Here is a 24161-nt window from a genome sequence, read left to right on the forward strand (position 1 = left end):
ATAAACCTACTTATTTTCCACCAGCGGGATATACATATTCTCCTTGAGTTCTTCCTCCGGAAGGAACGGAGCAAGATCCTCAAGCGGTACGGATACCATCGTTCCGTCCGGCAGCATCTTCGCAGATGCCTTTGGCTCAAATCCCTGCTTTATATCAACAAAGATCTCACAGATCACCGGACCTTCCATGGCAAGTGTCTTCTCCACAGCAGCACCAAGCTCGCTGTTGTGATGCGCTGCCACATACGGATATCCGTAAGCCCAGGCAAGTTTCTCCATACTCGGAAAGCTTAAGTCATGGCTGTCCACGCCGATTCCGACAAGCGGCTCATGGAAATGGGTCTTCTGGGTCTGACGGATGGAGTGGTAGCCGCCGTTGTTGATCAGGAAGATCTTGATCCCCATATGATGGTGGATGATCGTCTGAAGTTCCTGAAGGTTCATCTGGATGCTTCCGTCACCGGTCACAAGGATAATATCCTTTGTATGGTCCGCCACCCATGCACCGATCGCCGCCGGGAGGTCGTAACCCATGGAAGCGATCGCAGAGTTGCTGATAAACCGCTGTCCTTTCTTCATCTCATAGGCATGTCCGCCTACCACGCACGCGGAGCCGTTGCCCACAACCGTGATCACATCCTCCTCCACGCGTTTGCTGATCTCCTTGATCGCCGCGTAGACGTTCGCCGGCTCATCGTCTCCGGCCTCATAATGTTTCGGCAGAACGACCGGATATTTTTCTTTCCAAGTCTGGCACTGACGGATCCAGCTGTCCACTGCCTCTTTGTCCTTTGCACCGCCGTCCGGATCAAATTCTTCCTCATCGAGAACGAGTTCCAGCTTCTCGAGAAGATCCTTCACGTCCGCATGGACCGGCATATCAACGTGGACCGTCGGTTTCTTTAACTCTTCCGCGTCGATATCATTGTAGATCACATACGCTGCTCTCGCCCATGTCGGGTAATTGTAGCCAACCTGGCGGATGGAAAGACGGCTTCCCAGCGATAATAAGAGGTCGCTGTTCTGAACCGCAAAGTTTCCAGCGCGGTCGCCCATATGTCCGGCACGTCCCACATAGAGCGGGTCTGTATCGTACATGCAGTCGATGCTGTTCCAGCCGGTAACGACCGGGATCCCGAGCTTTTTCACGACTCTTGTAAATACGTCAAACGCTTTTCCGATCCGGATCCCGTTTCCGGCATTGATCACCGGGCGTTTTGCCTCGCGGACCTTCTTTAAGATTTCTCTCGCCTGTTCTACTGTCACAGGGTCCGGAAGTTTCACGCGTTTTTCTCCCTGTCCGCTCACATCAGACGGGATCATCGCCGGTTTTCCTTCAATTTTATTCATCATGCAGATCGTGCATCCGGAACATCCTGTTCCATGTCCGGACCAGCCGGTGCCGCCCGCCTCGTAATCATCTTTATCGAATCCCAGCAAGGATTCCGTCTCGATATACGCGCCCTGGACATTTAACGGGATGTCCAGCCAGCACGGACCAGGTCTTCCTGTCTGTGCCAGATAGAGGGCCTTTTCCAGGCAAAAACGGATCCGCATCGGATCCAGCACCATCTCACTGTACTTTGTCATACAGTCGATCGCCTTTGTAATCTCAAATTCCTGATCTCCCATCGCGCGGATCCCCAGACCTGTGCTGTGGGCCGTCGTGTCGTAGCGGACCTGTCCGGATAAAACGAGCATCGGGATCGAGTCAAGCCAGCCGCCGACAACGCCCGTGATCGCATTTGTTCCGCCAGGGCCTGTCGTCACGCAGAGCGCGGCGATCTTGTTGTGGATTCTCGCATACGCCTCCGCAGCAATGGCGCATGCCTGTTCATGGTGGTTAAAATAGCAGTGAAGTCCCGGCTGATGTCCGAGTCCGTCATCCAGGTGCATCGCACCTCCTCCGGTCACCATAAATGCATCGGTGATCCCCTCGTCTACCAGCTTCTGGGCAATATAATCAGAAACTTTCATTCTCATAAGTGAAACCTTCTCCTCTCTCAAACTGTCAGATTCCAGCCATATTGACCTTCCTTTTCCCCCAGACACATGGCTGAGTCTGCGCCGGGTATACCTTTTTCGATTATACCATGCGAACCGCATACAGTCCAGTAAATCATGTTTTTAACAGGGTTTTCAGGGGATCCCCGGGGCATTTTTTCTCCTTTGTTTTCCGTTTTTTCCACCCGGTGAAATCCTTTCCACGGTGTTCCAGATATGCCAGGAACCCACACTGGAATTCCGTCATCACAGACTGTTATAATCAGCCGGTAAACAAAAACAACTGTACGGCATGATCTCAGGAGCTGCTGCCGATCCGTCCTGTCCACAAGCTTCTGACCTGCCGGACAAGAGTATGATTTCATATCAAAAAGGAGAGAAGGATATTATGAAAAAACAGACAAAGATCGCCGCTGTCTTATCCGCAGCAGCATTCATGACAATGGTCTCCGGGCTGCCGGCTTACGCCGCATCCTACGGCTGGGTGACAGAAGGAGATGCGAAGGTCTATTACGATGAAGACGGATACCTCACCACCGATGCGTGGAGAAAGCGCGGGGAAGACTGGTACTATCTTGGTGAGAACGGTCAGATCGTGACCGATGCGAAGATCGACGAGTATTATGTGGACAGCGAAGGAAAAATGGTGACAAGTGCATGGGTAGAATTAAAGAATGAGGAAGATCCGGACTCCCCGGAGACTCCCGATACCTTCTGGTACTACTTCGAAAAGGATGGAAAGTCCGCTGTCTCCAAATGGGTAAAATTTGACTCTAAATGGTACTATTTTGACGAGTCCGGCCATATGGCGACAGGAAAGACGGAGATCGACGGAGCTACTTACTATCTTGGAACAGAAAAAGACGGGGCGATGAAGACCGGATGGATCCGTCTGGAGGAAAACAGTCATGTGCCGGGATCTTCTGAGAGCTGGTACTACTTTAACTCCGACGGAAAGATGGTGACTACCCAGTATGACAAGAAGATCGACGGAAATTACTACACCTTCATCGACGGAAAAATGCAGACAGGCTGGGTCCTGATGCCGTCCGGGAGCGATGCGGACGCGACCGGCAGCAATGCAGCCGTCCCGAACGTCACAGATTATCAGTACTACGGACCGTCCGGGGACGGAAAACGCGCCGAAGGTTTTCACTCCATTGAGGGGATTTCCGGGATCCACGAAGCCGATGAGGTGTACACCTTCTGCTTTAAAGCAGGAAAACCATACGTTTCCGCGAAAAAGGGGAATTCCCTCTTCACGATCAACGCAAAAAAATACGCCTTCAGTGATCTCGGCATCATGCAGACCGGAAGACAGATCGTGAATGTGGCGAACGATGAGATCGCGAACTTCTGCTTCGGCGAGGACGGCATCATGAAGACAGGAAAACAGACGATCTTCAATGAGGAGACGGGTGAGACCGAGAACTGGTTCTTCCACACCGACGGTGACAAGAAAGGTCAGGGATACCATGGACTCCGCGACGGCATCCTCTATGTATACGGAAAAAGACAGGACGCCACTGCCGATCAGAGATATGCACCGGCGGACTTAAACGGCACCACCTACCTTGTCGGAACAGCCGGAAATGTACAGAAAGCGTCCGCTTCCTCCACTTCCACAGCGAAACCGGAGCTTGGACGTGGATATAAAGATATCAAAGATGCGAACGGAACGATCTGGACTGTAAATACGGCCGGTGTCGTCCAGTAAACAGGGCATTGAATTCCTGCGAAATAACCGCGGACCTGCTGCCTTTCGCAGCCATCCGCGGTTATTTCTATCCACGGCTGCCCGATCAGTTCTGTGCATCCGCATTCTCCTATTTACTTTCTGTAATATACGCTTTTACCAGGCGGTTCAGTGTACCTTTCATCTGTACCACAATGTCCATCAGCCTGTCGTTCTCTTCGCGAAGCCTTTGGTTTTCTTCTTCCAGAGCACTTTTGTAATGTCGTTCCATGCTCATTGTTTTCGTCCCCCTTACGCCTCGTCCGCAGCCGCCCTTTCCCGCGTCTGCTTCCTTTTTCTTAAATATATAATACATTTTTCCAGAATTGAAAAGTAGTTTTTGAACGCAAGTTTCGACAGCTTTCGAAAACGCAAAGCGACAGTCCCACTCAAAAGCAGAACTGCCGCAAAACTCATCTTTTATATGATATGAAGTTTTTCAAATGCCCATGCGATCCCGTCGTCCTCCACGTCCTTCGTGATAAAGGTCGCGTAAGGTTCCAGGCCTTTCGCGTGTTTTTCCATGATGATGCTGTTTCCGGCATAGCGGATCATCGCCAGGTCATTCATACTGTCACCGAAGGCGTAGGAATCTTCTCTCGCGATCCCATAGTGTTTCAGGATCACTTCCATCGCCGTCGCCTTATCATAGCCCGTCGGCACACACTCATAGAGTCCGTGTCCCCGGTCGATCGCGGTCATATCCGGCGCCAGGATCTTTAAGAAGCTCTCCGCATCACTATTCTCATCCGCCAGAACACAGAACTTGTCAAAATCGACTTCTTCCGTGTTCCAGTCTGCGCTCGCAAGTCCCTGGTTTTTATATACAACGTTCTTCACATGTTCGATCTCTTCCATGTGGGAGACGCCGACCTGGACCGTACAAACCTTCGGTCCCTCAAGGATCCCGTCGAGTCTGCACGCGAGGATCGCTCTCTGGAGCTCCATCCGGCGCTTCGCGGAGATTTTTCTGTGAAGCAGGGCTTTTCCTTCCGCTTCTATGTAGGTTCCGCATCCGCAGAGGTAACCGTCGACCGGTACTTTCCCCTCAACGTCCTTCATCAGGCATCTCGTCCGCCCGGAATTGATGAATATCAGATGTCCGGCGCGGCGCGCCTCGGTGATCGCAGCCGCCGCGCTCTTCGGAAGCTCTTTCGACGCATCCACTAAGAGCGTTCCGTCAATGTCAAAAAATAATGCTTTTCTTTTCATATTGTTCTCTTATCGCATTTCTGCTGTCAGCATCTCTGCTCAGCACTTTGCAAAATAGCCGGACCATTTCCTGTCCATATTATTTTGCTTCCGTACTGCTTTCGCTTTCCTCTGCAACAGTCTCTGCTTCTTCTAAGATATTCTCTGCTTCCGTTGTCTCTGCAGTAGTCTCCGGCGCTTCAACGTAAGTAGAATTGTCGATCAGGTAGTAGTAGACAGCACCCATATCAAAGATCTGGTTTGCGGAGTCCTCACCGTATGTTGCCGTCATCTGCGCTGCATTCTTGAAGTAATTCATAACAGCGAGCTTATCTTTCTGATCTTCAGTCACAGAGAGATTTTCCTGTGCCTGGATCGCGTCTAAAACGAGCTGCTGTTTTACAAGGTTTTCAGCAGTATCGCGAAGTCCATCCTCATCCGTTCCGAGGAACATGCTGAGGAACTGGTCAAAGTCCAGACCATAGCTGCTCGCATAGCTGGAGTATGTGGTCTTTAACTGATTGAACATATCATCAACAGCGTCCGGATCTGCTGTGACTTCGGAGTTATTGATCACTTCATTTAAGAGCTCACTTCCGGCTGCGTTGAAGAACTGGCTGTCGGCCTCCGCCTGAAGATCCGCACACACTTCCTCTTTTAACTGATCAAGAGTCGCTGTATCATCGTTGTAATAACGTTTTGCGAGGTCATCGTCCACATTGCTCTCAGACTCAGATTTTAACTGGTTTAATTTCACATGGAATACGACTTCCTGTCCTGCAAGATCTGCGCTTCCGTAGTTATCCGGGAACTTTAAGTTTAAGTCTTTCTCATCTCCGACGTTCATGCCGATCACACCGTCCTCAAAGCCGTCAATGAAAGTTCCGCTTCCAAGCTTCAGATCGTAACCTTCTGCAGTTCCGCCGTCAAACGCAACGCCGTCCTTTGTTCCGGAATAATCGATATTCGCGGTATCGCCTTCCGCAGCCGGGCGTCCCTCGATCGTTACCGGATACTCTGCGCAGAGCTCCTTTAATCTTGTCTGGACCTGTTCATCCGTCACTTCCTCTACCTTTGCAGAATAAGTCAGGTTCTTATAATCTCCGAGAGTCACGCTCTCCTCGTCGTGAAGCTCTTCCTCGGATTTTGTCTCCGTCTCAACAGTTGCAGCTGCTGACTGCTCCTCAGACGCAGAGCTGCTCTCTGTGTTCTGACTCTTATTTCCGCATCCTGTTACGATCACAGCCGCTGCTGCAACACAGAGACCTGCTTTTATGATTTTTTTCATGTTTTCTTTTTCCTTCCATTCTGTCTCATATTTCCCGCGTGTCTCCCGTTTTCCGGAACATCCGCGCGTAATACTCATTCTAACATACCGTCACGCGAAAAAAAAGAGTGTTCACAGAAATTTAAGACATGTGTTAGAAAACAAGTGAAAAAACGCTTCACGAGTTTCCCCTTGTTATCGCGACAGTCGCCAAGGTCTCGCGCAAGCGCGGACTTTGGCTCGTCGTTCGCGTAAATAAAAACACTCTGCAAAGATCTTCCATGCCTTACGTCCATCAGGATCTCTTCCAGAGTGTTTTTCAATAATGTTTCAATTTTTTCAAAACGGGGCGTTAGAAATGTCCTTCCGACTCCTGGACACAGCTCCTGCCGGTCCAGCCGTCATCCGCATTTATTTATAGAACGCACAGAACGCCTTATATGTATTGTATACATCAAGCTTCGAAGCCAGCTCAAACGGTGCGTGCATGGAAAGGATCGGAACGCCGAGGTCCACAACATCCACATCCATCATCGCCACATACTGGGCGATCGTTCCGCCGCCGCCCGCATCGACTGCACCGAGCTCACCGGTCTGCCAGTAGACACCGTTCTCTTCCATGATGCCGATGACCTTTGCCATCGTCTCCGCGCTTGCATCGTTGCTGCCGGACTTTCCTCTCGCGCCTGTATATTTTGTGAGCACGCAGCCTTTGTTTACATAACTCGAGTTTCTGCTCTCGTATACACTCGCGAACGTCGGATCATAAGCCGCGTTTACATCGGAAGAAAGGCAGATGGAATGGCGCAGCACAGTCTTTGTGTCCGCCCCTAAGCTCTCCGCGAGGTCCTCGACCGCATGATGGACATAGTCCGAGTGAAGTCCCGTATTCCCGACAGAACCGATCTCCTCTTTGTCCGTAAGGATCGTAAATGTCGTGTGTTCCGGATTCTTTGTCCCGATCTCCGCCATCAGAGCTGTGTACGCGCAGACGCGGTCATCCTGGCCGTAAGCTCCCACAAGTCCGCGGTCAAGTCCGATATCGACTGCCTTGTATGCCGGGACCATCTCGATCTCCGCACGGGTGAAATCTTTTTCCGTGATCCCGTAGCGCTCGTTCAGTAACTTCATCGCAAGAAGCTTTGCCGGATTTTTGATTTTCTCGTTCTCCTCGTCATGGTACGGGATCGAACCGATGATGATATTGAGTTCCTCGCCCTTTAAACCTTCTGCGAGCTTTCTTCCGTTCTGTTCGGAAGCAAGATGAGGGAGAAGATCTGTCACGCAGAATTGCGGATCGCCCTCATTTTCGCCGATGGAGATCTCAACGACCTCTCCGTCAGCTTTTACAACGACGCCATGCATGGATAACGGCACGGTCCCCCACTGGTATTTGCGGATCCCGCCGTAATAGTGCGGTTTTAAATATGCGATCTCATCCTTCTCAAACAGCGGATTCGGTTTTAAATCCAGGCGCGGGGAATCGATGTGGGCACCGTTCATCCTCAGTCCCTCGTTCAGATCTTTTGTTCCGATCGTGGAAGCAATGATCGCCTTCTTCCGGTTGTTCCAGTAGATCTTATCCCCTGCTTTGTAGGAAGCTTTCGAGTCAAATTTCTGATATCCTGCGTTTTCCAGGAGTGTAACTGCCTTTTTCACGCATTCTCTCTCTGTTTTTCCCTCATTTAAGAATGTCTTATATCCCTCACAGAAATCCTGTGCCTCCGGGATCTGCTCCGGCGCTTTTTCGCCGATATGCGGAGCTTCCCAGAGAAGTGCTTTTTCAAGATCTTTGCCGTTCATTCTAAAAATCCTCCGTATGTAATAGTATCTTATTTCGGGAACAGCTCTTTGCTGTCCAGCATCAGTGTAAACGGTCCGTCATTCAGCAGATCCACCTTCATATCCGCTCCGAACTCCCCGTGCGCCACTTTTTCCACATGCTTTTTGCACTGTTCCATAAAATATTCATAGAGACGGTTCGCATGGTCCGGCGCTCCTGCACCGGTAAAGCTCGGACGGTTGCCCTTCCGGCAGTCTGCATACAGTGTAAACTGGCTCACCACAAGGATCTCGCCGCCCACATCCTGAAGAGAGCGGTTCGTCTTTCCGTTCTCATCCTCAAAAATGCGGAGTCTGCAGATCTTGTCCGCCATTTTATCTGCGATCGTCTCATCATCCTCATCAGATACACCGAGAAGGATCAGGAATCCCTGCCCGATGGAACCGGTCTCCCGCCCGTCCACATGTACCGACGCATGTTTTACTCTCTGTAGTACGACTCTCATCTATCTTTCCTCCAGACTGGCCGCTCTGCATCCGCTTTTCCGGAGTGCAGATCTTTCGTCTTGGAACTTTCTGTCATCAAAACAGCCGAAAACGGTCTATGTCGGACCGTTTCCTGCAAGTTCCTCCTGTTTTCTTTCTGCTTTCTCACGCTCGCGGCGCTTTTCTACCTCACGCCTGCGCTCTTCCTCCTCGACGGCCATGATCGCCTGGTTTAAGGAGAACATCTTCATATCCAGCATATCCACCATATCTGCACAGGACTTTAACTCCCGTTCCAGATAATCCGGAGCCTTTCCCTCAAACTTATAAGCGATCTTGTGTTCCAGGGACGCCCAGAAGTCCATCGCGATGGTGCGGATCTGGATCTCGACCTTCGTATCTCTCTTTCCCTCCGACAGATAGACCGGGATCGTCACCACCATATGGTAACTCTTATATCCGTTCGCCTTCGGATATTTAATGTAGTCCTTGACATGCAGGACTGTAATATCCGCCTGTCTGGCGATCATATCCGCGATGGGATAAATATCGGACATAAAGGAACAGATGATCCGGATCCCCGCGATGTCGTTTAAGTGCTCCACCATGTTATCGATCGTGACCTCACATCCATCGTGCTTCAGCTTTTTCACGATGCTCTCCGGCGTCTTTAACCGGGAAGTGATGTGTTCGATCGGGTTGTAATTGTATAACTGGATAAATTCATTATTTAAGATCTCGATCTTCGTATTGATGGATTTTAACGCGGAGCTGTATAAAAACATCGTTGATTTCCACTGATCGATCTGATCAAACCCTCCAGACTCTTTCGTCATGCTGACGCCCCCTTTCTTTGCAGCCGGGAACGTTCCGTCCATGCGACCATGTCTTCACGCTTTCCTGCTACAGCTTCAGACCCTTTAAGAGATCCGCAAGACCTGTGCTTGCCTGACCTTCTTCCTTATATCCGTAGGTGTCCTCAGCTTCTCTCTCCGCTTCCTCCTCGATCAGCTCTTTCATGGACAGACTGATCTTGTTGTTCGCGGTGGAGATGATCTTTACTTTTACGTTCTGTCCCTCTTTCAGCACCGCACCCGGATGTTTGATCCGCTTTGTGCTGATCTGGGAGATGTGAAGGAGACCGGTAAGTCCGTTTTCCAGCTCAACAAATGCACCGTAATCCTTTAAGGTCTCGACCGTGCCGTTCATGACAGCGCCGACTTCACATTTTGCGATCTTTTTATTTGTCTCTTCCTGTTTTTTCTCTCTCGCTGCCTCGCGTCCAGATAATACGAGACGGTGTGTCTCCTCATCTGCCGTGATCACGGTCACTTCGATCGTCTTTCCGTCGAATTCCTTTAAATCTTCCACATACTCGTCGCTGAGGCGGGAAGCCGGGATAAAGCCGCGGATCCCTTCCAGATATGCGACAGCACCTGCGTTTACGATCTCAGAGATCTTTACCGGAACGACCGTGCGCTCTTCCATCATGGTCTTCAGTTTATCCCACGCAAGGACCTGGTTTGCCTCCTTTTTGGAGAGGACCATGTTTCCTTCCCCGTCATTTGTCGCCATCACGGTCGCCGTGATCTCATCACCCGGATGGATCATCTCCGCCATGTTGAAATCAGGATCTTCGCTCAGATCTTCTTTGCGGATCACGCCGTCCGCGTAGGTCTTTAAGTCCACGATCACCGCGTCATCTGTCACATCAAGCACGGTACCAGTCACAACATCGCCAACTCTAATTTTTTTAAGGGAAGCTTCTAACTCCTCTTTGTAATCGTCCATGGATTCCATATTTCATCTCTCCTTTTCTCATCCTCCATTTTTATTCCGCTTATTTCTATAAAAAGGCCATAAGAATGGATGATAATTTCTTCCTCTATTTAACCATATTCTGTGAATATTTGCCATAGTTTTCATAAAAATTTTATGATAAAATGTGCATAGTGATTACTGTACACAGGTAGGAATTTTCTGATATTTTTGGAGGCATTTACCATGAAAGATTATGCTGATCTGCATACCCATACCATCGCGAGCGGACATGCCTACGGAACCATCACGGAGATGGTCCATGCCGCTGCATTAAAGAACCTGCCGATCCTCGGCATCACCGAGCACGCCCCGTCCATGCCGGGAAGCTGCGGGGAAATGCAATTCTGCAACTTCAATGTGATCCCGCCGGTCTTAGAGGGTGTCCGTCTTTTATTCGGATGTGAATTAAACATCGTGGACTACAGCGGGACCATCGACCTGTCAGAGCGGATGTTAAAGCGCTTATCCTACACAGTCGTCAGTCTCCATGACCTCTGCCTGAAACCGGGAACAATGGAAGACAACACCTTCGCGGTGCTCACAGCGTTAAAAAATCCGTATGTCACGATCCTCGGACATCCGGATGATGGAAAATTTCCACTGGACTATGAGGCGGTCGTAAAAGCCGCAAAGGACAACCACCGCATGATCGAGCTCAACAACACCTCCCTGACACCAGGCGGTTCCCGCATCCACGCATATGAAAATGACAGGATCATTCTCCCGCTCTGCGCCAGCTACAAGGTTCCGGTCATCATGAACAGCGATGCACACTTTACGACATCGGTCGGCGACCACGCGCGCGCGGAGGCCCTCTTAAAAGAGTTAAACTTCCCGGAAACACTCATCGCGAACTATCACCCGGAGATCCTGAAGGAATATATCCCGGACCTGGCGGATTTTCAGGGCTGAATATCTCGTATCGAAATGGCAGAAATTCTCCTGCCCCGCCAGCGAGATCCATAAACCGATGTTTTTTACAGAAAAATGAGCACAAAAACGGCTGTGAAGTGATTCTTTTCTTCACAGCCGTTTTTCTTTCGTAAGAAACCATGTTTCAGGTTATTTTTCTGGACCTGCTCACCGGAACACGTTCCTGTCAGATCTTTGTTCCACCGGGCAGGCGGTTTTCAGAGCTGAACCTGCGCTCTACTTTAACAGTTTATCAACCTTCGCCCACAGCGCCTGCAGTTCCTTCTGATCGCTCAGACGGTCCTTCTGGATCCGGATAATGTTCTCGAGCGCCGCATTCGCGCCGTCCGCGTTTAATTTCGCGTCACAGGATTTCTTCGCCTTTGTGTAAGGGTCCATACTCTCCTGATCTTCTTCCTGCTCCGCCTGGAGCTTCTGGATCTTATCCACAAGCTTTACCGCCTCATCCGACGGATTCTTCACATCCTGCCATTCCAGCAGATGCGTATTATTCTCCGCATTGATCGTATCCAGAGCGATACTGTTCTTTAACATCGTTTTCCAGTTGTCTGAGATTGCTGTCTCATACGTCTGCTTCGCAGTCTTATTATCCGCAAAGGCCGTAAGCGGCATTCCCGCAAGACATACCAGAAGACCGAATAAAAATAAAATCTTCTTCATCATTGTGTCCTCCTGTGATGTAAGCTGATAACAGATTTCCAAAAATCCGCAGATATTTTCCATGTTTTCGTGTACAGAGAATCCTTCCTCTGAACTGTTACCATCTTATCACACTTCCGTCCATTCTTCTACGGCAAAGCTGCGGCAATCCTGCGGCAGTATGATCGTAAACACGGCACCGTCCGGCGAGCTTTCTGCCGCGATATCGCCTCCCATATATTCCATGGAACGTTTCGCGATGGAAAGCCCCAGCCCGTGATTTCCGTTCTTTCCTTTATAAAAACGGTCGAACAGATGCGGCAGATCATTCTCTGCAATCCCCGGTCCATCGTCGCGGATCGTAAGTTTCAGCTGATCCCCCGACTCTTCCACAGAAATCTGAACCGTCTCCTTTGCATAGCGGATACAGTTTGATGTCACATTTGAGAACGCCCGCCCGAGCAGCATCACATCCGAGATAATCTTATGCTCGTCTCCCGGCAAAAATTCCAGTTTTATTTTTTTCTGGTAAGCAAGACCTTCCAGCCGCTCGATCTGATCCTCGATATATTCCCGGATCCCCAGCTCCACCGGAACGACCTGGTAGCGCATCTGATCCATTCTCGTGAGCGTCAGGATCCCGTCGACCACCTCCGTCAGACGGCTGCTCTCATCCAGGATCACTCCTGCTGCCTGGGATGTATCTTCAAAGACACCTCGCTGGATCCCCTGGGCATAGCCGCTGATGGACATGAGCGGGGTGCGGAGTTCATGGGACGCATTCTGGAAAAAGACGCGCTCCGCCTCGTCCGCCTTCAAAAGATTGTCCTGCATCTGGTTGATCTCATTCTCCAGTTCATAAAGCTCTTTTACGTTTGTCCCGGTCTCCACCTTTTTAAACTTCTTTTCGCCGATCCCGCGCGCTGCCTCACAGAGACGGCTCACCGGATTTGAGATACTTCCAGCTACAAACCAGAACAGCACGATGGAGACTCCCGCCATGACTCCCATGATCATGAGCACCAGTCTCGACACTTCATGTAAGATCACGCTTGTATCATGGATCGGGCAGTACAGCAGGATATTCTGGACACGCCCCGACCGTTTCTGCCCCACATCAAGAAAATAGAGCATGTATCTCGTATCTCCGATCATCTCCTCGGAGATCTCCCCGCTTTCAAACGAAGGATCATTTCCTGTCATTCTTATCAGGAATTCCGAGTACATCTGGGTCATCTCCGGCTGATCATCGTAGTTTTTCGGATACAGTACGCGGTAATTCTTTCCGATCACCAGCATCTTCGTCTCACCGGGCTCCGTCTGCGCCGAGTTTCTCAGGGCATTCAGGAGACTTCCGCGGTCATCCTGTGCGCTGTTCTCATCCGGCACATCCACGTTGCTGTACTCCTCCGTAAGTTCCTCCACAGTCTTCACCATCTGCCCCAGATCTCGTTTCGCATTGTAGCTCATATGTCCGTCCAGCGCATAGCTGAACACGAACCATGCCGCCACCGGAAACGCGATCAAAAGCAGCATCACCGGGAGGAAGATCTTCATCCGGATACTTAATTTCATTCCTCTCCTCCACTCGTCAGGCGGAAGCCATATCCCCATACCGTTTCGATCTTCACAGTACTCTTCTGGTCCTTCAGCTTCTTTCTGAGACGTTTCACCATATCATCCACAGCTCTCGTGTCTACTTCCTTGCTGTCCACCTTCCACAGGGATTTTAAGAGGTCATCGCGGCTCGCCGCATGTTCCTTCCGCTCCAGCATGTGGCACAGAAAATCAAATTCCAGCGGAGTCAGGGCAAAATCCTCATCCTTTAACTTCGCAGCGCGGCGCTTCGGGTAAAGTCTGATATCCCCGATCTCATAGGAATCCTTCGACTCTTCCTCCTGTCCGGAGAACGCATCCACGCGGCGGAACAACGCTTTGACTCTCGTCACGAGTTCCAGCGGCAGGAACGGTTTCACCATATAGTCATCACTTCCGAGAGTGATCCCCGTGATGCGGTCCAGCGGGGAATCCTTTGCGGAAACGATGATGATCGGAACATGGCTCGTCTTCCGGATCTGCGTGCAGACCGTCAGTCCGTCCATTCCCGGCATCATAATGTCCAGGATACAGAGATCCGGAGCTTTTTTCTCAAACGCCTCCAGAAGAGACTCTCCGTCCCCGAAACACTCCACCTCATATCCCTCTTTTTCCAGGAAATTCTCTATCAGAAAACAGATGTTTTTCTCATCATCCGCGACATAGATCAGTTTTGACATACATATTTCCTCCTGATTTTTATCTATCCAGATAGTTTTCTCGCATTACTGTCACGATTATATCACGTTCTTCCTCGCATGGTAAATATCTGCCGCAGAATTGCCGCAAGACACAGGAGTATTGCCCTCTGTGCTTTTTCCATTTTCCCAATAACTACCAGCGGTGAGCTTCCGAACAGGAGCACCTTGATCCGGGGATCTGGCTCCTCTTAGGTCCCGGGTGACTGCGTTGAAAAAAAGATGACACTTGTTTGAGCGCAGCGAGTTGTGTCATCTTTTTTCCGTCTTTAGCAGTCTCCCGGGAGCTTAGAGGAACCATCCCCGCATCCCTGAGTGCTCCTGCTCGGAAGCTCACCGCGTACTTTCGCCAATACAATCATATCATATTTCCCATTGTACTTTTCCAGAAACTGTAGTAAACTATCCCTATAATGCGGTGCAGTGTAAAAGACTCCGGCATCGCCCACACCCTAAAAGAAAGGACGGACCCCACATGAACAAAGACCTGGAACTTCTCACCCGTGTGATCGACGAGAAATCTGCAAAAATCCTGGATGCCAACGATAAGATCTGGGAATACGCGGAACTCGCTTTCCACGAGACAAGATCAGCAGCCCTGTTAAAATCCATCTTAAAAGACGAAGGCTTTACCCTGACCGAGGGCGACGCCGGAATCCCGACCTGCTTTACCGGAACCTTTTCCTACGGAACCGGAAAACCGGTCATGGGAATTCTCGGAGAGTACGATGCACTCTCATCCTTAAGCCAGAAAGCAGCAGATCCGCACAAAGAACCTCTGACGGAAGGCGCTCCCGGCCATGGATGCGGTCACTGCGCACTCGGAACCGGTGCGCTCGCAGCAGCGATCGCTGTGAAAGAATACCTGATCGCAAATAAGAAAGACGGAACGATCATCTACTTCGGCTGCCCTGCTGAGGAAGGTGCCGGTGCCAAACAGTTCATGGCCCGCGCCGGAATGTTCGACAACGTTGATTTCGTATACTCCTGGCATCCGGCAACAAAAAACGCCGTCGAATGCAACCACAGCAATGCGATCATGGGTGCAAACTTCTATTTTAAAGGCGTTGCCTCCCATGCCGGCGCGACCCCGTATCTCGGAAGAAGCGCTCTGGATGCCGTAGAACTCATGAACGTCGGCTGCAACTACTTAAGAGAACACATGATCCCGGAGGCAAGAATCCATTATGCCTACATTGATGCAGGCGGAACTGCCCCGAACGTTGTCCAGGATCACGCAACGATCCGCTACGAGGTCCGTTCCCCGTGGGTATACCAGGTAAAAGATCTCTTCGAGCGCGTGAAAAACGTTGCCCGCGGCGCCTCCATCATGACCGATACCTCCGTGGAGTGTGAACTTTCCATGGCATTCACGGAATACCTTCCGAACAATGCCCTCGCAAAAGTTGCCGATGAGTGTTTACAGGAAGTCGGTGCTCCGAAATGGGATGATGCAGATTACGCGATGGCGAAAGAATTCTTAAATACCTATCCGGAAACCACAATGGAAAATATCCGCGCACAGATCATCGAGACTTACGGGGAAGACCGTCTCGAAGAGATCCTCGAAAAACCGCTGGATTCCGAGATCCATCCGTTCAACCCGGATAAGATCAAACTGACCGCCGGTTCCACCGATGTCGGCGATGTCGGCTATGCAGCACCGACCTTAAACATCAACATTGCTACCGCGTGCGTCGGAAATGTAGGACATTCCTGGCAGATGGTTGCCCAGTCCTGCAGCCCGCTGGCCCACAAAGGTCTCTTGACTGCCGCAAAAGTCCTGGCTCTCTCCTGCATCCGCACGATGGACCGCCCGGACGTGATCGAAGCGGCAAAGAAGGAAGTCACAAAGCGAAACGGCGGACACTACACCTGCCCGCTGCCGGATTCCGTGCAGCCGCCGCTTGATACATACTAAAATTCATATAAAGAGGATCTGCCCTGGCATCTTTGCTTCAATTTCAGGAGGAATTAACCATGAATATACTGATCGCCGCGGATTCCTTTAAGGGAAGCTGCTCTGCCCGTGAAGTCACTGACACCATCGAATCTGCCGCAAAATCCGTGTTCCCCGATGTGGCTGTCACGAAAATTCCCGTCGCTGACGGCGGTGAGGGAACTGTAGATGCTCTCGTTGCAGCTATGAATGGAACAAAGGTCCGCGTTCCCGCGCATGATCCGTTGGGACGGGCTATCACAGCCGAATATGGACTTTTGCCGGATGGGAGCGCTGTGATCGAGACTGCGGCAGCCTCCGGACTTACCTTGTTAAAGCCTAAGGAGCGGGATGCTCTTCGCGCTTCCACCTTCGGAACCGGAGAGCTGATCCGACATGCGTTGGAACATGGCGTAAAAAAGATCATTTTAGGTCTCGGAGGAAGCGCCACGACCGATGGCGGTGCCGGACTGGCTCAGGCGCTTGGAATTTCCTTTCTCGACAAGACCGGAAAAGAACTCGCCCCTGGCGGTGTTCATCTAAGCGAACTTGCTCAGATCTCCACAGCTGGTCTGCTGACTGAGGCAAGCGAATGTGAATTTGTCATTGCATGCGATGTGAAAAACCGACTCTGTGGATCTTCCGGAGCCGCTGCCATTTTCGGTCCGCAAAAGGGAGCCACTCCTGATCAGGTCAGGATCCTGGATTCAGCTCTGGATCACTATGCATCTGTATTAAAAGATCAACTGAAATGCAGCACAGCGGAAACCGATGGCAGCGGTGCTGCAGGCGGCCTTCTCTGCGGAATTATCCCGTATTTTCCGGTTATGATCTGTTCCGGGATTGATCTCGTCCTGGATCTCACAAATTTCGATGAGCACGTGAAACTCGCAGACCTCGTCATCACCGGAGAAGGCCGGATCGACTCCCAGTCCGCACTCGGAAAAGTCCCGGTTGGCGTTGCCTCCCGCGCAAAAAAGATCAGGAACGTCCCTGTCGTTGCGATCGCCGGTGCAAAAGGCGAGGGCTGTGAAGCTCTCTATAAATTTGGGATCGACGCGATCTTCGATACTGTCCCCGGCATCATAACACTTGAAGAGGCCATGGAGCATGCAAAGGAGAATCTGGAGCGGACTGCTGAAAATGTTCTTCGGATTTTCCTCGCGGGCAGTCAGGAGCAACTCCGGTAATTTTTGTTCTCACATTTACGGAATCTGTATGGACCTGCATGAGAAATCCAAAAACGCTGCCGCAACCGTAACCGTTCCCGGTATTGTCTCCACCAAACACCGGTCAGCGCAGACAATCCACTTTGATCCGCACTGAACTGCATCGTTACTCCACATATTTTCCGGATCTATCCGGACAGTTGCCAAGGTCTCGCGCAAGCGCGGACATTGGCTCGTTGTTCGCGTAAATAAAGGCTCTATATCAATAATCTGGTGGGATTCCAGGAATCCACCACCGATCGATATAGAGCCTTTTGACTTCATTTTTCTACCCGTGTCTCACAAGTTCCGCACTTCTCACCGTATTGACCAGATACCGGATCACCTCCACCGGATAATCTCCGGCCGCAGTCTCCCCAGTCACCATAACGGACGAAGCGCCGTCCAGCACCGCGTGGAAGATATCATTCACCTCCGCGCGGGTCGGAACAGGGTTCCGCTCCATGGACGCAAGCATCTGCGTCACCACCATAAACGGTTTTCCGGTCGCCTGGCATTTCTGCGAGATTTCTCTCTGCACACTGGGAAGGTCCCAAAGATGGACCGCATTTCCAAGATCTCCTCTGGCAATTACGATCTCATCGGCTCCCGGAAGCAGCTCTTCCAGTTTCCGTACTCCGTCCAGATTCTCGATCTTTGCAAAAAGCTTCACATCCTCAGCTCCGGCTTCCTGCAGAGCATTTTTTACACATTCCAGATCTTCCCGTCCCCGCACAAACGGCTGCATGACTCCTGTTACGCCCATCTCTTTCGCGAGCCGAATATTTTCAAGATCAGCTTTTGTCAGTGTCGGAGAATTGATCTTCGCTCCCGGAAATGCTGCACTCTTTCTACTCTTCACCAGTCCACCCCAGAGTACCTTTGCGAAATATCTCCGTTTTTCTCCACTTCCCGGCTTTATATTCTCCGAATTTTCCACAACCTTCAGGTGAATTTTCCCATCATCGAGGAGAATCTCCTGCCCTGGAATCAGGTATGGGATCGTAATATCCGGCAGCTCGATCCGGGCAGACATCCTCTGAGCAGATGTCCGGTTTTGCACCGGCGAACTTTCACTGTTTTTCTTTTTATCGGCCGTTTCCGTTAATTCTTCTCTGCTGTTTTTTTCTAAAAATTCAACAACCTTCTGATCTTTCTGATCCGTTGCTGAACGAATCAGATCCATATCCCCACATCTGTCATTTCTTTCATTTTCAGTCTTCCAATCAGCCGCCGCACAGATCTCCACGATTTCTTCATTCTTCAGCAGGATTGGCTCCGCAACCGCCCCTGTGCGAAGCTCCGGTCCCTGAAGATCGATCAGGAGCTGCGGCTTCACCCCGCATGATTCTGCCGCCCACTTCATCTTCCCGATCAGCTCCCCGGACTCTGCCAGTGTCACATGGGATAAATTCAACCTCATTCCGGTCATTCCAAGCGCAAACATTTCCGTCAGGATCTTTTCATCCTGACATGCAGGCCCCAGTGTTCCATAGATTTTTACCATTGTAATTCTTCCCCCACTCTCCTGATAACCATTCTGTTCCAAGAATAACATAAGGTATCGCACTTGTCACTCACATCTGGTAAACAGGTAACTCTGCGCAGTTGCATCAACGATCCTTCGCAATCCCGGATTTTCCGAGCAGGAACCATCGGTTATTCGAATTTCGTAAAAACAGTTTTCAAACATGGCAAAACATCCGTTTCGAATTTTGTACATGATTGCTTCCGGCACCTTGGATCCACATAAATATGGTTTTCTTCTCATTCCGTTACACATAGAGAAACGGCAGCCGGATCTATCCGATCTCATGATCGAAATTCCAACCGCCGTTCTCACTCTTTTACTTTCTTTTACACCTGGATCCGGTCTGCAACCTCGCATCCGATTGCAAGTCTGCATCCATCATTTCCGATGATCATCCAGTCATTGTTCTGCTGGATCACGTCAACCGGATTCCCCTCGCAGAAATCATGGCGGTGCAGAAAATCCATCACCTGCTGATTTCCAAGCATCCATTTAATCGTGTACCGTTCCCCGGATTTCGCTGTTGATAAAGTCTGCATGATTACGCCCCCTGATTCTATACTCTACAATAAGTTTCCTTTTATGTTCGCTATATATTGTCTGACATCTTTCTCTGCATTATTCTTTTTGTATCTTCTTTTACAGGATACTCTTCAAACTATCGGTTAGTCAAGCATAAAACCAGTTAGGGACAGATAATCTTTTCACGCTCTATGAAACAACACTCCTTCTTTATCTATGTGCATTTTGGACAGATACACTCTTATCTTCTATATCAGCTGTGACATAACATGCTCCATCGCATCTGTAAACTTTTCCACTGTCATCCCTGCGTCTTCCGTCGCTTCTTCCATCGTAATCCGGCCTTTTTGAATCTGCTTTACCAACATCTGGATCTCACCAAGCTCAAGCCCCTCTGCTCGTCCCAGCTTTATACCTTCCTTTATACCTTCCTTTCTGCCTTCCTCGCGAGACTCATCTTTTTCCTGACGAATATGTTTCTCCTGGTCATACTCAAAAAGGAACATCCTTAACACCTCCGCTCTGCTTTTGATCAAGAAGCTCCTCAGTATATTGTTTCGAATACAATCATCGATTGCACGTTCAAAATAACAGAAAAACCCGCAGAACAAAGTTCTGCGGGTCTCTTACGCTTGGACACAAATATCTCACGGAGATACTATATATTAAATTTCGAATTAATTACTCGATGATTGTAGCAACTCTACCGGAACCAACAGTTCTGCCGCCCTCACGGATAGCGAAACGAAGACCCTGCTCCATAGCTACCGGATGGATAAGCTCGATTGTCATCTCAACGTTGTCGCCCGGCATGCACATCTCTGTACCTTCCGGAAGCTCGCAAACGCCTGTAACGTCTGTTGTTCTGAAGTAGAACTGCGGACGATAGTTGTTGAAGAACGGTGTATGACGGCCACCCTCGTCTTTAGTAAGAACGTAAACCTGAGCTGTGAATTTCTTGTGGCAGGTTACGGAACCCGGTTTAACAAGACACTGACCTCTCTGGATCTCTGTTCTCTGAACACCACGAAGAAGAGCACCGATGTTATCACCAGCCTGAGCCTGGTCAAGGAGCTTACGGAACATCTCGATACCAGTTACAACTGTCTTACGAGTCTCCTCGTGAATACCAACGATCTCAACCTCATCGTTGAGTTTAAGAGTACCACGCTCTACACGGCCTGTAGCAACTGTACCACGACCTGTGATTGTGAATACATCCTCGATCGGCATAAGGAACGGCTTATCTGTGTCACGAACCGGATCCGGAATGTAGCTATCTACAGCGTCCATAAGTTCCATGATCTTGTCGCCCCACGGACCGTTCGGATCCTCAAGAGCCTTAAGAGCGGAACCCTGGATGATCGGAGTGTCATCGCCCGGGAACTCGTACTCGTTAAGAAGGTCTCTGATCTCCATCTCTACGAGCTCAAGAAGCTCCGGATCGTCAACCATATCGCACTTGTTCATGAATACTACGATGTACGGTACGCCTACCTGACGGGAAAGCAGGATGTGCTCTCTTGTCTGAGCCATAACACCATCAGTAGCAGCTACAACGAGGATAGCACCATCCATCTGAGCAGCACCAGTGATCATGTTCTTTACATAGTCAGCATGGCCTGGGCAGTCAACGTGTGCATAGTGTCTCTTCTCTGTCTGATACTCAACGTGAGCTGTGGAGATTGTGATACCACGCTCTCTCTCTTCCGGAGCTTTATCGATATCTTCAAAGTTCTCAGCTGTGTTACCTGCAACTCTTGCTGCAAGAACTTTTGTGATTGCTGCTGTTAATGTTGTTTTACCATGGTCAACGTGTCCAATGGTACCAATGTTACAATGCGGTTTGGTTCTTTCAAACTTAGCTTTTGCCATTTTAAAACGTCCTCCTTAATTTGCGCCCATTGGGCTATTATATTTAACTTAGGCTGAATACTATTATATTCTATTCGAAAAAGTTTTTCAAGCCTATTCTTGCTATATGCAAGAGGAAACCGGAAATAATCCCGTGGGATTATTTCGCAGCGCCCTTTCTCTCAGCGATGATCTTCTCCTGAACGCTCTTCGGTACCTGCTCGTACTTCTCGAAAAACATGGAGTAGTTACCACGACCCTGTGTTCTGGAACGAAGGTCTGTGGAGTAGCCGAACATCTCAGCAAGCGGAACATATGCCTTAACCATCTTGCCGCCGCCGATATCTTCCATACCCTCGATACGTCCACGACGTGCGTTAACGTCACCGATAACGTCGCCCATGTACTCCTCAGGCATTGTTACCTCAACCTTCATGATCGGCTCAAGAAGTACCGGATTGCCTTTCGCCATAGCATCCTTGAATGCCATGGATCCGGCAATGTGGAATGCCATCTCGGAAGAGTCGACCTCATGGTAAGATCCGTCGTATACATCTGCAGCTACGCCGAGTACCGGGAATCCGCCAAGGATACCAGCCTTTGTAGCCTCCTCGATACCTTCGCCGACAGCCGGGATGTATTCCTTCGGAATAGCACCGCCGACAACGGAAGAAGTGAACTTGAATGTCTCTTCGCCGTTCGGATCCATCGGTGTGAAGTGTACTTTACAGTGACCGTACTGACCACGACCACCGGACTGCTTCGCGTACTTGCTGTCTACATCAACAGCCTTAGTCATTGTCTCCTTGTAAGCTACCTGCGGAGCACCAACGTTTGCCTCTACCTTGAATTCACGAAGGAGACGGTCAACGATGATCTCGAGGTGAAGCTCACCCATACCGGAGATGATTGTCTGGCCTGTTTCTGTATCTGTATGAACACGGAATGTCGGATCCTCTTCAGCAAGCTTTGCAAGAGCCTCGCCCATCTTATCCTGTCCGGCTTTTGTCTTCGGCTCGATTGCGATATCGATAACCGGCTCTGGGAATACCATGGACTCAAGGATTACCGGATGCTGCTCGTCACAGATTGTATCACCAGTTGTTGTGGACTTGAATCCAACTGCAGCGGCGATATCACCGGAGTAAACCTTGTCAAGCTCGTGTCTCTTGTTTGCATGCATCTGAAGAATACGGCCAACACGCTCTTTTTTGTCTTTTGTTGCATTTAATACGTAGGAACCGGAATTCATTGTACCGGAGTAAACACGGAAGAATGCAAGTTTACCTACGAACGGGTCTGTCATGATCTTGAATGCAAGTGCGGAGAACGGCTCATCATCGGAAGAATGACGAACAACCTCGTTGCCCTCAAGGTCAACACCTTTGATCGGCGGGATGTCAAGCGGAGACGGCATGTACTCGATGATCGCATCAAGGAGTTTCTGTACGCCCTTGTTTCTGTATGCTGTACCGCAGCATACCGGAACTGCATCACACTCACATGTAGCTTTACGAAGAACCTTCTTCATCTCGTCAACGGTCGGCTCTTCACCCTCAAGATACTGCATCATGAGGTCATCATCAAGCTCGCAGATCTTCTCAACGAGCTCGCTGTGGTAAAGCTCTGCATCATCCTTCATATCTTCCGGAATGTCTGTTACGGAGATATCATCACCCTTTTCATCGTTGTAGATGTAAGCCTGCATTTCGAACAGGTCGATGATTCCCTTGAACTCGTCTTCCTTACCGATCGGGAGCTGAATGCAGATTGCATTCTTGCCAAGTCTGTTGCGGATCTGATCTACACAAGCGTAGAAGTTTGCACCAAGGATATCCATCTTGTTGACGAATGCCATTCTCGGTACATTGTAGGTATCAGCCTGACGCCATACATTCTCAGACTGCGGCTCTACACCACCCTTTGCACAGAAAACGCCGACAGCGCCATCAAGTACACGGAGGGAACGCTCAACCTCAACAGTGAAGTCTACGTGGCCTGGTGTATCGATGATGTTGATACGGTGCTCAAGTGCGCCAGCCTTCGGCTTTGTCTTTTCCTGGAGTGTCCAGTGACAAGTCGTAGCTGCGGATGTGATTGTGATACCTCTCTCCTGCTCCTGCTCCATCCAGTCCATGGTAGCTGTACCTTCGTGAGTATCACCGATCTTATAGTTAATACCAGTATAATAAAGGATACGCTCTGTCGTTGTTGTCTTACCAGCATCGATATGAGCCATGATTCCGATATTTCTGGTTCTCTCTAACGGATATTCTCTTCCAGCCAAGGATTTTTCCTCCTATTAGAATCTGTAGTGAGCAAATGCCTTGTTAGCCTCAGCCATCTTATGCATTTCCTCTTTCTTCTTTACAGATGCGCCTGTGTTGTTAGCTGCATCCATAATCTCGTTTGCAAGTCTCTCTACCTGGGTCTTCTCGCTTCTCTTACGGGAATAGAGAGTGATCCAGCGAAGGCCTAATGCCTGTCTTCTCTCCGGCTTAACCTCGATCGGTACCTGGTATGTTGCACCACCGATACGTTTTGCCTTAACTTCGAGAACCGGCATGATGTTGTTCATAGCCTCTTCGAATACTTCTACAGCGTCCTTACCGGTCTTCTCAGCGACCTCTTCGAAAGCGCCGTAAACAATCTTCTGAGCAACGCCCCTCTTACCATCAAGCATGATGTTGTTGATCAGCTTGGTTACAACTTTGTTGCTGTAAAGCGGGTCTGCTAATACGTCTCTTTTCTGAGTATGTCCTTTACGTGGCACGTTACTTCCCTCCTTAATTATAAAAATTATATCATCGGTACTCACATGTTTCCATAAAATGTGTTCGCGCGCGGTTTTCTATCTATTTCCTGCAACCACAGGTCAAATACCACCGGCACTAATATGCGTTATCTGCATTCACTTTATTCCTGTTAGTGATCCCTCTTGCGGTTGTTCAAGCT

The 24161-nt window shown here is 49.9% G+C and carries 21 protein-coding genes; 4 read left to right on the plus strand and 17 right to left on the minus strand.

The window, feature by feature from the left end; genetic code table 11:
- Positions 1–6 precede the first annotated feature (6 nt).
- Positions 7–1983 carry a thiamine pyrophosphate-binding protein gene (locus tag FN001_RS10885; RefSeq protein WP_142411837.1) on the minus strand — a complete coding sequence of 659 codons (1977 nt, stop codon included), beginning with the start codon at positions 1981–1983 and terminating at the stop codon, positions 7–9.
- Positions 1984–2392: 409 nt separating this feature from the next.
- On the opposite strand from FN001_RS10885, the gene FN001_RS10895 reads away from it, so the two are divergent.
- Positions 2393–3721 carry an N-acetylmuramoyl-L-alanine amidase family protein gene (locus FN001_RS10895; protein WP_142411839.1) on the plus strand — a complete coding sequence of 443 codons (1329 nt, stop codon included), beginning with the start codon at positions 2393–2395 and terminating at the stop codon, positions 3719–3721.
- A 109-nt stretch (positions 3722–3830) separates the two neighbouring features.
- On the opposite strand, the gene FN001_RS18125 is transcribed toward FN001_RS10895, so the two are convergent.
- The 7 genes from FN001_RS18125 to FN001_RS10925 form a co-directional block, all read right to left on the minus strand.
- Entirely contained in the window at positions 3831–3977 is a 147-nt protein-coding gene (locus FN001_RS18125) for a hypothetical protein (RefSeq protein ID WP_182426457.1), read from the minus strand.
- 182 nt (positions 3978–4159) lie between these two features.
- A complete protein-coding gene (locus FN001_RS10900) occupies positions 4160–4951 on the minus strand; it encodes an HAD-IIB family hydrolase (protein ID WP_118513729.1) in 792 nt (263 codons plus the stop codon).
- A 79-nt stretch (positions 4952–5030) separates the two neighbouring features.
- Positions 5031–6218: a trigger factor gene (gene tig, locus FN001_RS10905; protein WP_185911902.1), complete on the minus strand. Its 1188-nt coding sequence runs from the start codon at positions 6216–6218 to the stop codon at positions 5031–5033.
- A gap of 390 nt (positions 6219–6608) precedes the next feature.
- Entirely contained in the window at positions 6609–8000 is a 1392-nt protein-coding gene (locus tag FN001_RS10910) for an aminopeptidase (RefSeq protein WP_142411841.1), read from the minus strand.
- Positions 8001–8029: 29 nt separating this feature from the next.
- On the minus strand, positions 8030–8485 hold the full coding sequence (dtd, locus tag FN001_RS10915) for a D-aminoacyl-tRNA deacylase (RefSeq protein WP_118321724.1): 456 nt from the start codon (positions 8483–8485) through the stop codon (positions 8030–8032).
- Between the two features lie 96 nt (positions 8486–8581).
- A complete protein-coding gene (locus tag FN001_RS10920; RefSeq protein ID WP_142411842.1) occupies positions 8582–9301 on the minus strand; it encodes a GTP pyrophosphokinase in 720 nt (239 codons plus the stop codon).
- Positions 9302–9368: 67 nt separating this feature from the next.
- Positions 9369–10265 (minus strand): S1 RNA-binding domain-containing protein, encoded by an 897-nt coding sequence (locus FN001_RS10925; RefSeq protein WP_118321723.1) that lies wholly within the window; start codon positions 10263–10265, stop codon positions 9369–9371.
- A 204-nt stretch (positions 10266–10469) separates the two neighbouring features.
- Between FN001_RS10925 and FN001_RS10930 the strand changes: the two genes are divergently transcribed.
- Entirely contained in the window at positions 10470–11198 is a 729-nt protein-coding gene (locus FN001_RS10930; protein ID WP_118297442.1) for a phosphatase, read from the plus strand.
- A 237-nt stretch (positions 11199–11435) separates the two neighbouring features.
- On the opposite strand, the gene FN001_RS10935 is transcribed toward FN001_RS10930, so the two are convergent.
- The 3 genes from FN001_RS10935 to FN001_RS10945 all read right to left on the minus strand — a co-directional run bounded on the left by FN001_RS10935 (position 11436) and on the right by FN001_RS10945 (position 14134).
- Entirely contained in the window at positions 11436–11882 is a 447-nt protein-coding gene (locus FN001_RS10935) for a hypothetical protein (protein WP_142411843.1), read from the minus strand.
- Between the two features lie 105 nt (positions 11883–11987).
- A complete protein-coding gene (locus FN001_RS10940) occupies positions 11988–13433 on the minus strand; it encodes a sensor histidine kinase (RefSeq protein WP_185911903.1) in 1446 nt (481 codons plus the stop codon).
- Positions 13430–14134 carry a response regulator transcription factor gene (locus tag FN001_RS10945; protein WP_142411845.1) on the minus strand — a complete coding sequence of 235 codons (705 nt, stop codon included), beginning with the start codon at positions 14132–14134 and terminating at the stop codon, positions 13430–13432. The genes FN001_RS10940 and FN001_RS10945 overlap by 4 nt, the downstream gene beginning before the upstream one ends.
- 493 nt (positions 14135–14627) lie before the next feature.
- On the opposite strand from FN001_RS10945, the gene FN001_RS10950 reads away from it, so the two are divergent.
- On the plus strand, positions 14628–16073 hold the full coding sequence (locus FN001_RS10950) for an amidohydrolase (RefSeq protein ID WP_142411846.1): 1446 nt from the start codon (positions 14628–14630) through the stop codon (positions 16071–16073).
- A gap of 59 nt (positions 16074–16132) precedes the next feature.
- Complete coding sequence (locus FN001_RS10955; RefSeq protein ID WP_142411847.1) at positions 16133–17281, plus strand: glycerate kinase family protein; 1149 nt, start codon at positions 16133–16135, stop codon at positions 17279–17281.
- 307 nt (positions 17282–17588) lie between these two features.
- Here FN001_RS10955 and FN001_RS10960 read toward each other — a convergent pair whose 3' ends face one another.
- The 6 genes from FN001_RS10960 to rpsG all read right to left on the minus strand — a co-directional run bounded on the left by FN001_RS10960 (position 17589) and on the right by rpsG (position 23979).
- Entirely contained in the window at positions 17589–18806 is a 1218-nt protein-coding gene (locus FN001_RS10960) for a pyruvate kinase (protein WP_243121996.1), read from the minus strand.
- A 350-nt stretch (positions 18807–19156) separates the two neighbouring features.
- Entirely contained in the window at positions 19157–19369 is a 213-nt protein-coding gene (locus tag FN001_RS10970) for a FeoA family protein (protein ID WP_142411848.1), read from the minus strand.
- Positions 19370–19600: 231 nt separating this feature from the next.
- Positions 19601–19858 (minus strand): hypothetical protein, encoded by a 258-nt coding sequence (locus tag FN001_RS10975; protein ID WP_142411849.1) that lies wholly within the window; start codon positions 19856–19858, stop codon positions 19601–19603.
- A 175-nt stretch (positions 19859–20033) separates the two neighbouring features.
- On the minus strand, positions 20034–21227 hold the full coding sequence (gene tuf, locus FN001_RS10980; protein ID WP_118530051.1) for an elongation factor Tu: 1194 nt from the start codon (positions 21225–21227) through the stop codon (positions 20034–20036).
- 139 nt (positions 21228–21366) lie between these two features.
- Entirely contained in the window at positions 21367–23493 is a 2127-nt protein-coding gene (gene fusA, locus FN001_RS10985; RefSeq protein ID WP_021905591.1) for an elongation factor G, read from the minus strand.
- A 15-nt stretch (positions 23494–23508) separates the two neighbouring features.
- The gene (rpsG, locus tag FN001_RS10990; protein WP_021905592.1) at positions 23509–23979 is read right to left on the minus strand and encodes a 30S ribosomal protein S7; all 471 of its coding nucleotides are present in this window, start codon (positions 23977–23979) and stop codon (positions 23509–23511) included.
- Positions 23980–24161 lie beyond the last annotated feature (182 nt).

The organism is Clostridium sp. Marseille-P7770 (assembly GCF_902143525.1).
Classification (GTDB): domain Bacteria; phylum Bacillota; class Clostridia; order Lachnospirales; family Lachnospiraceae; genus Pilosibacter.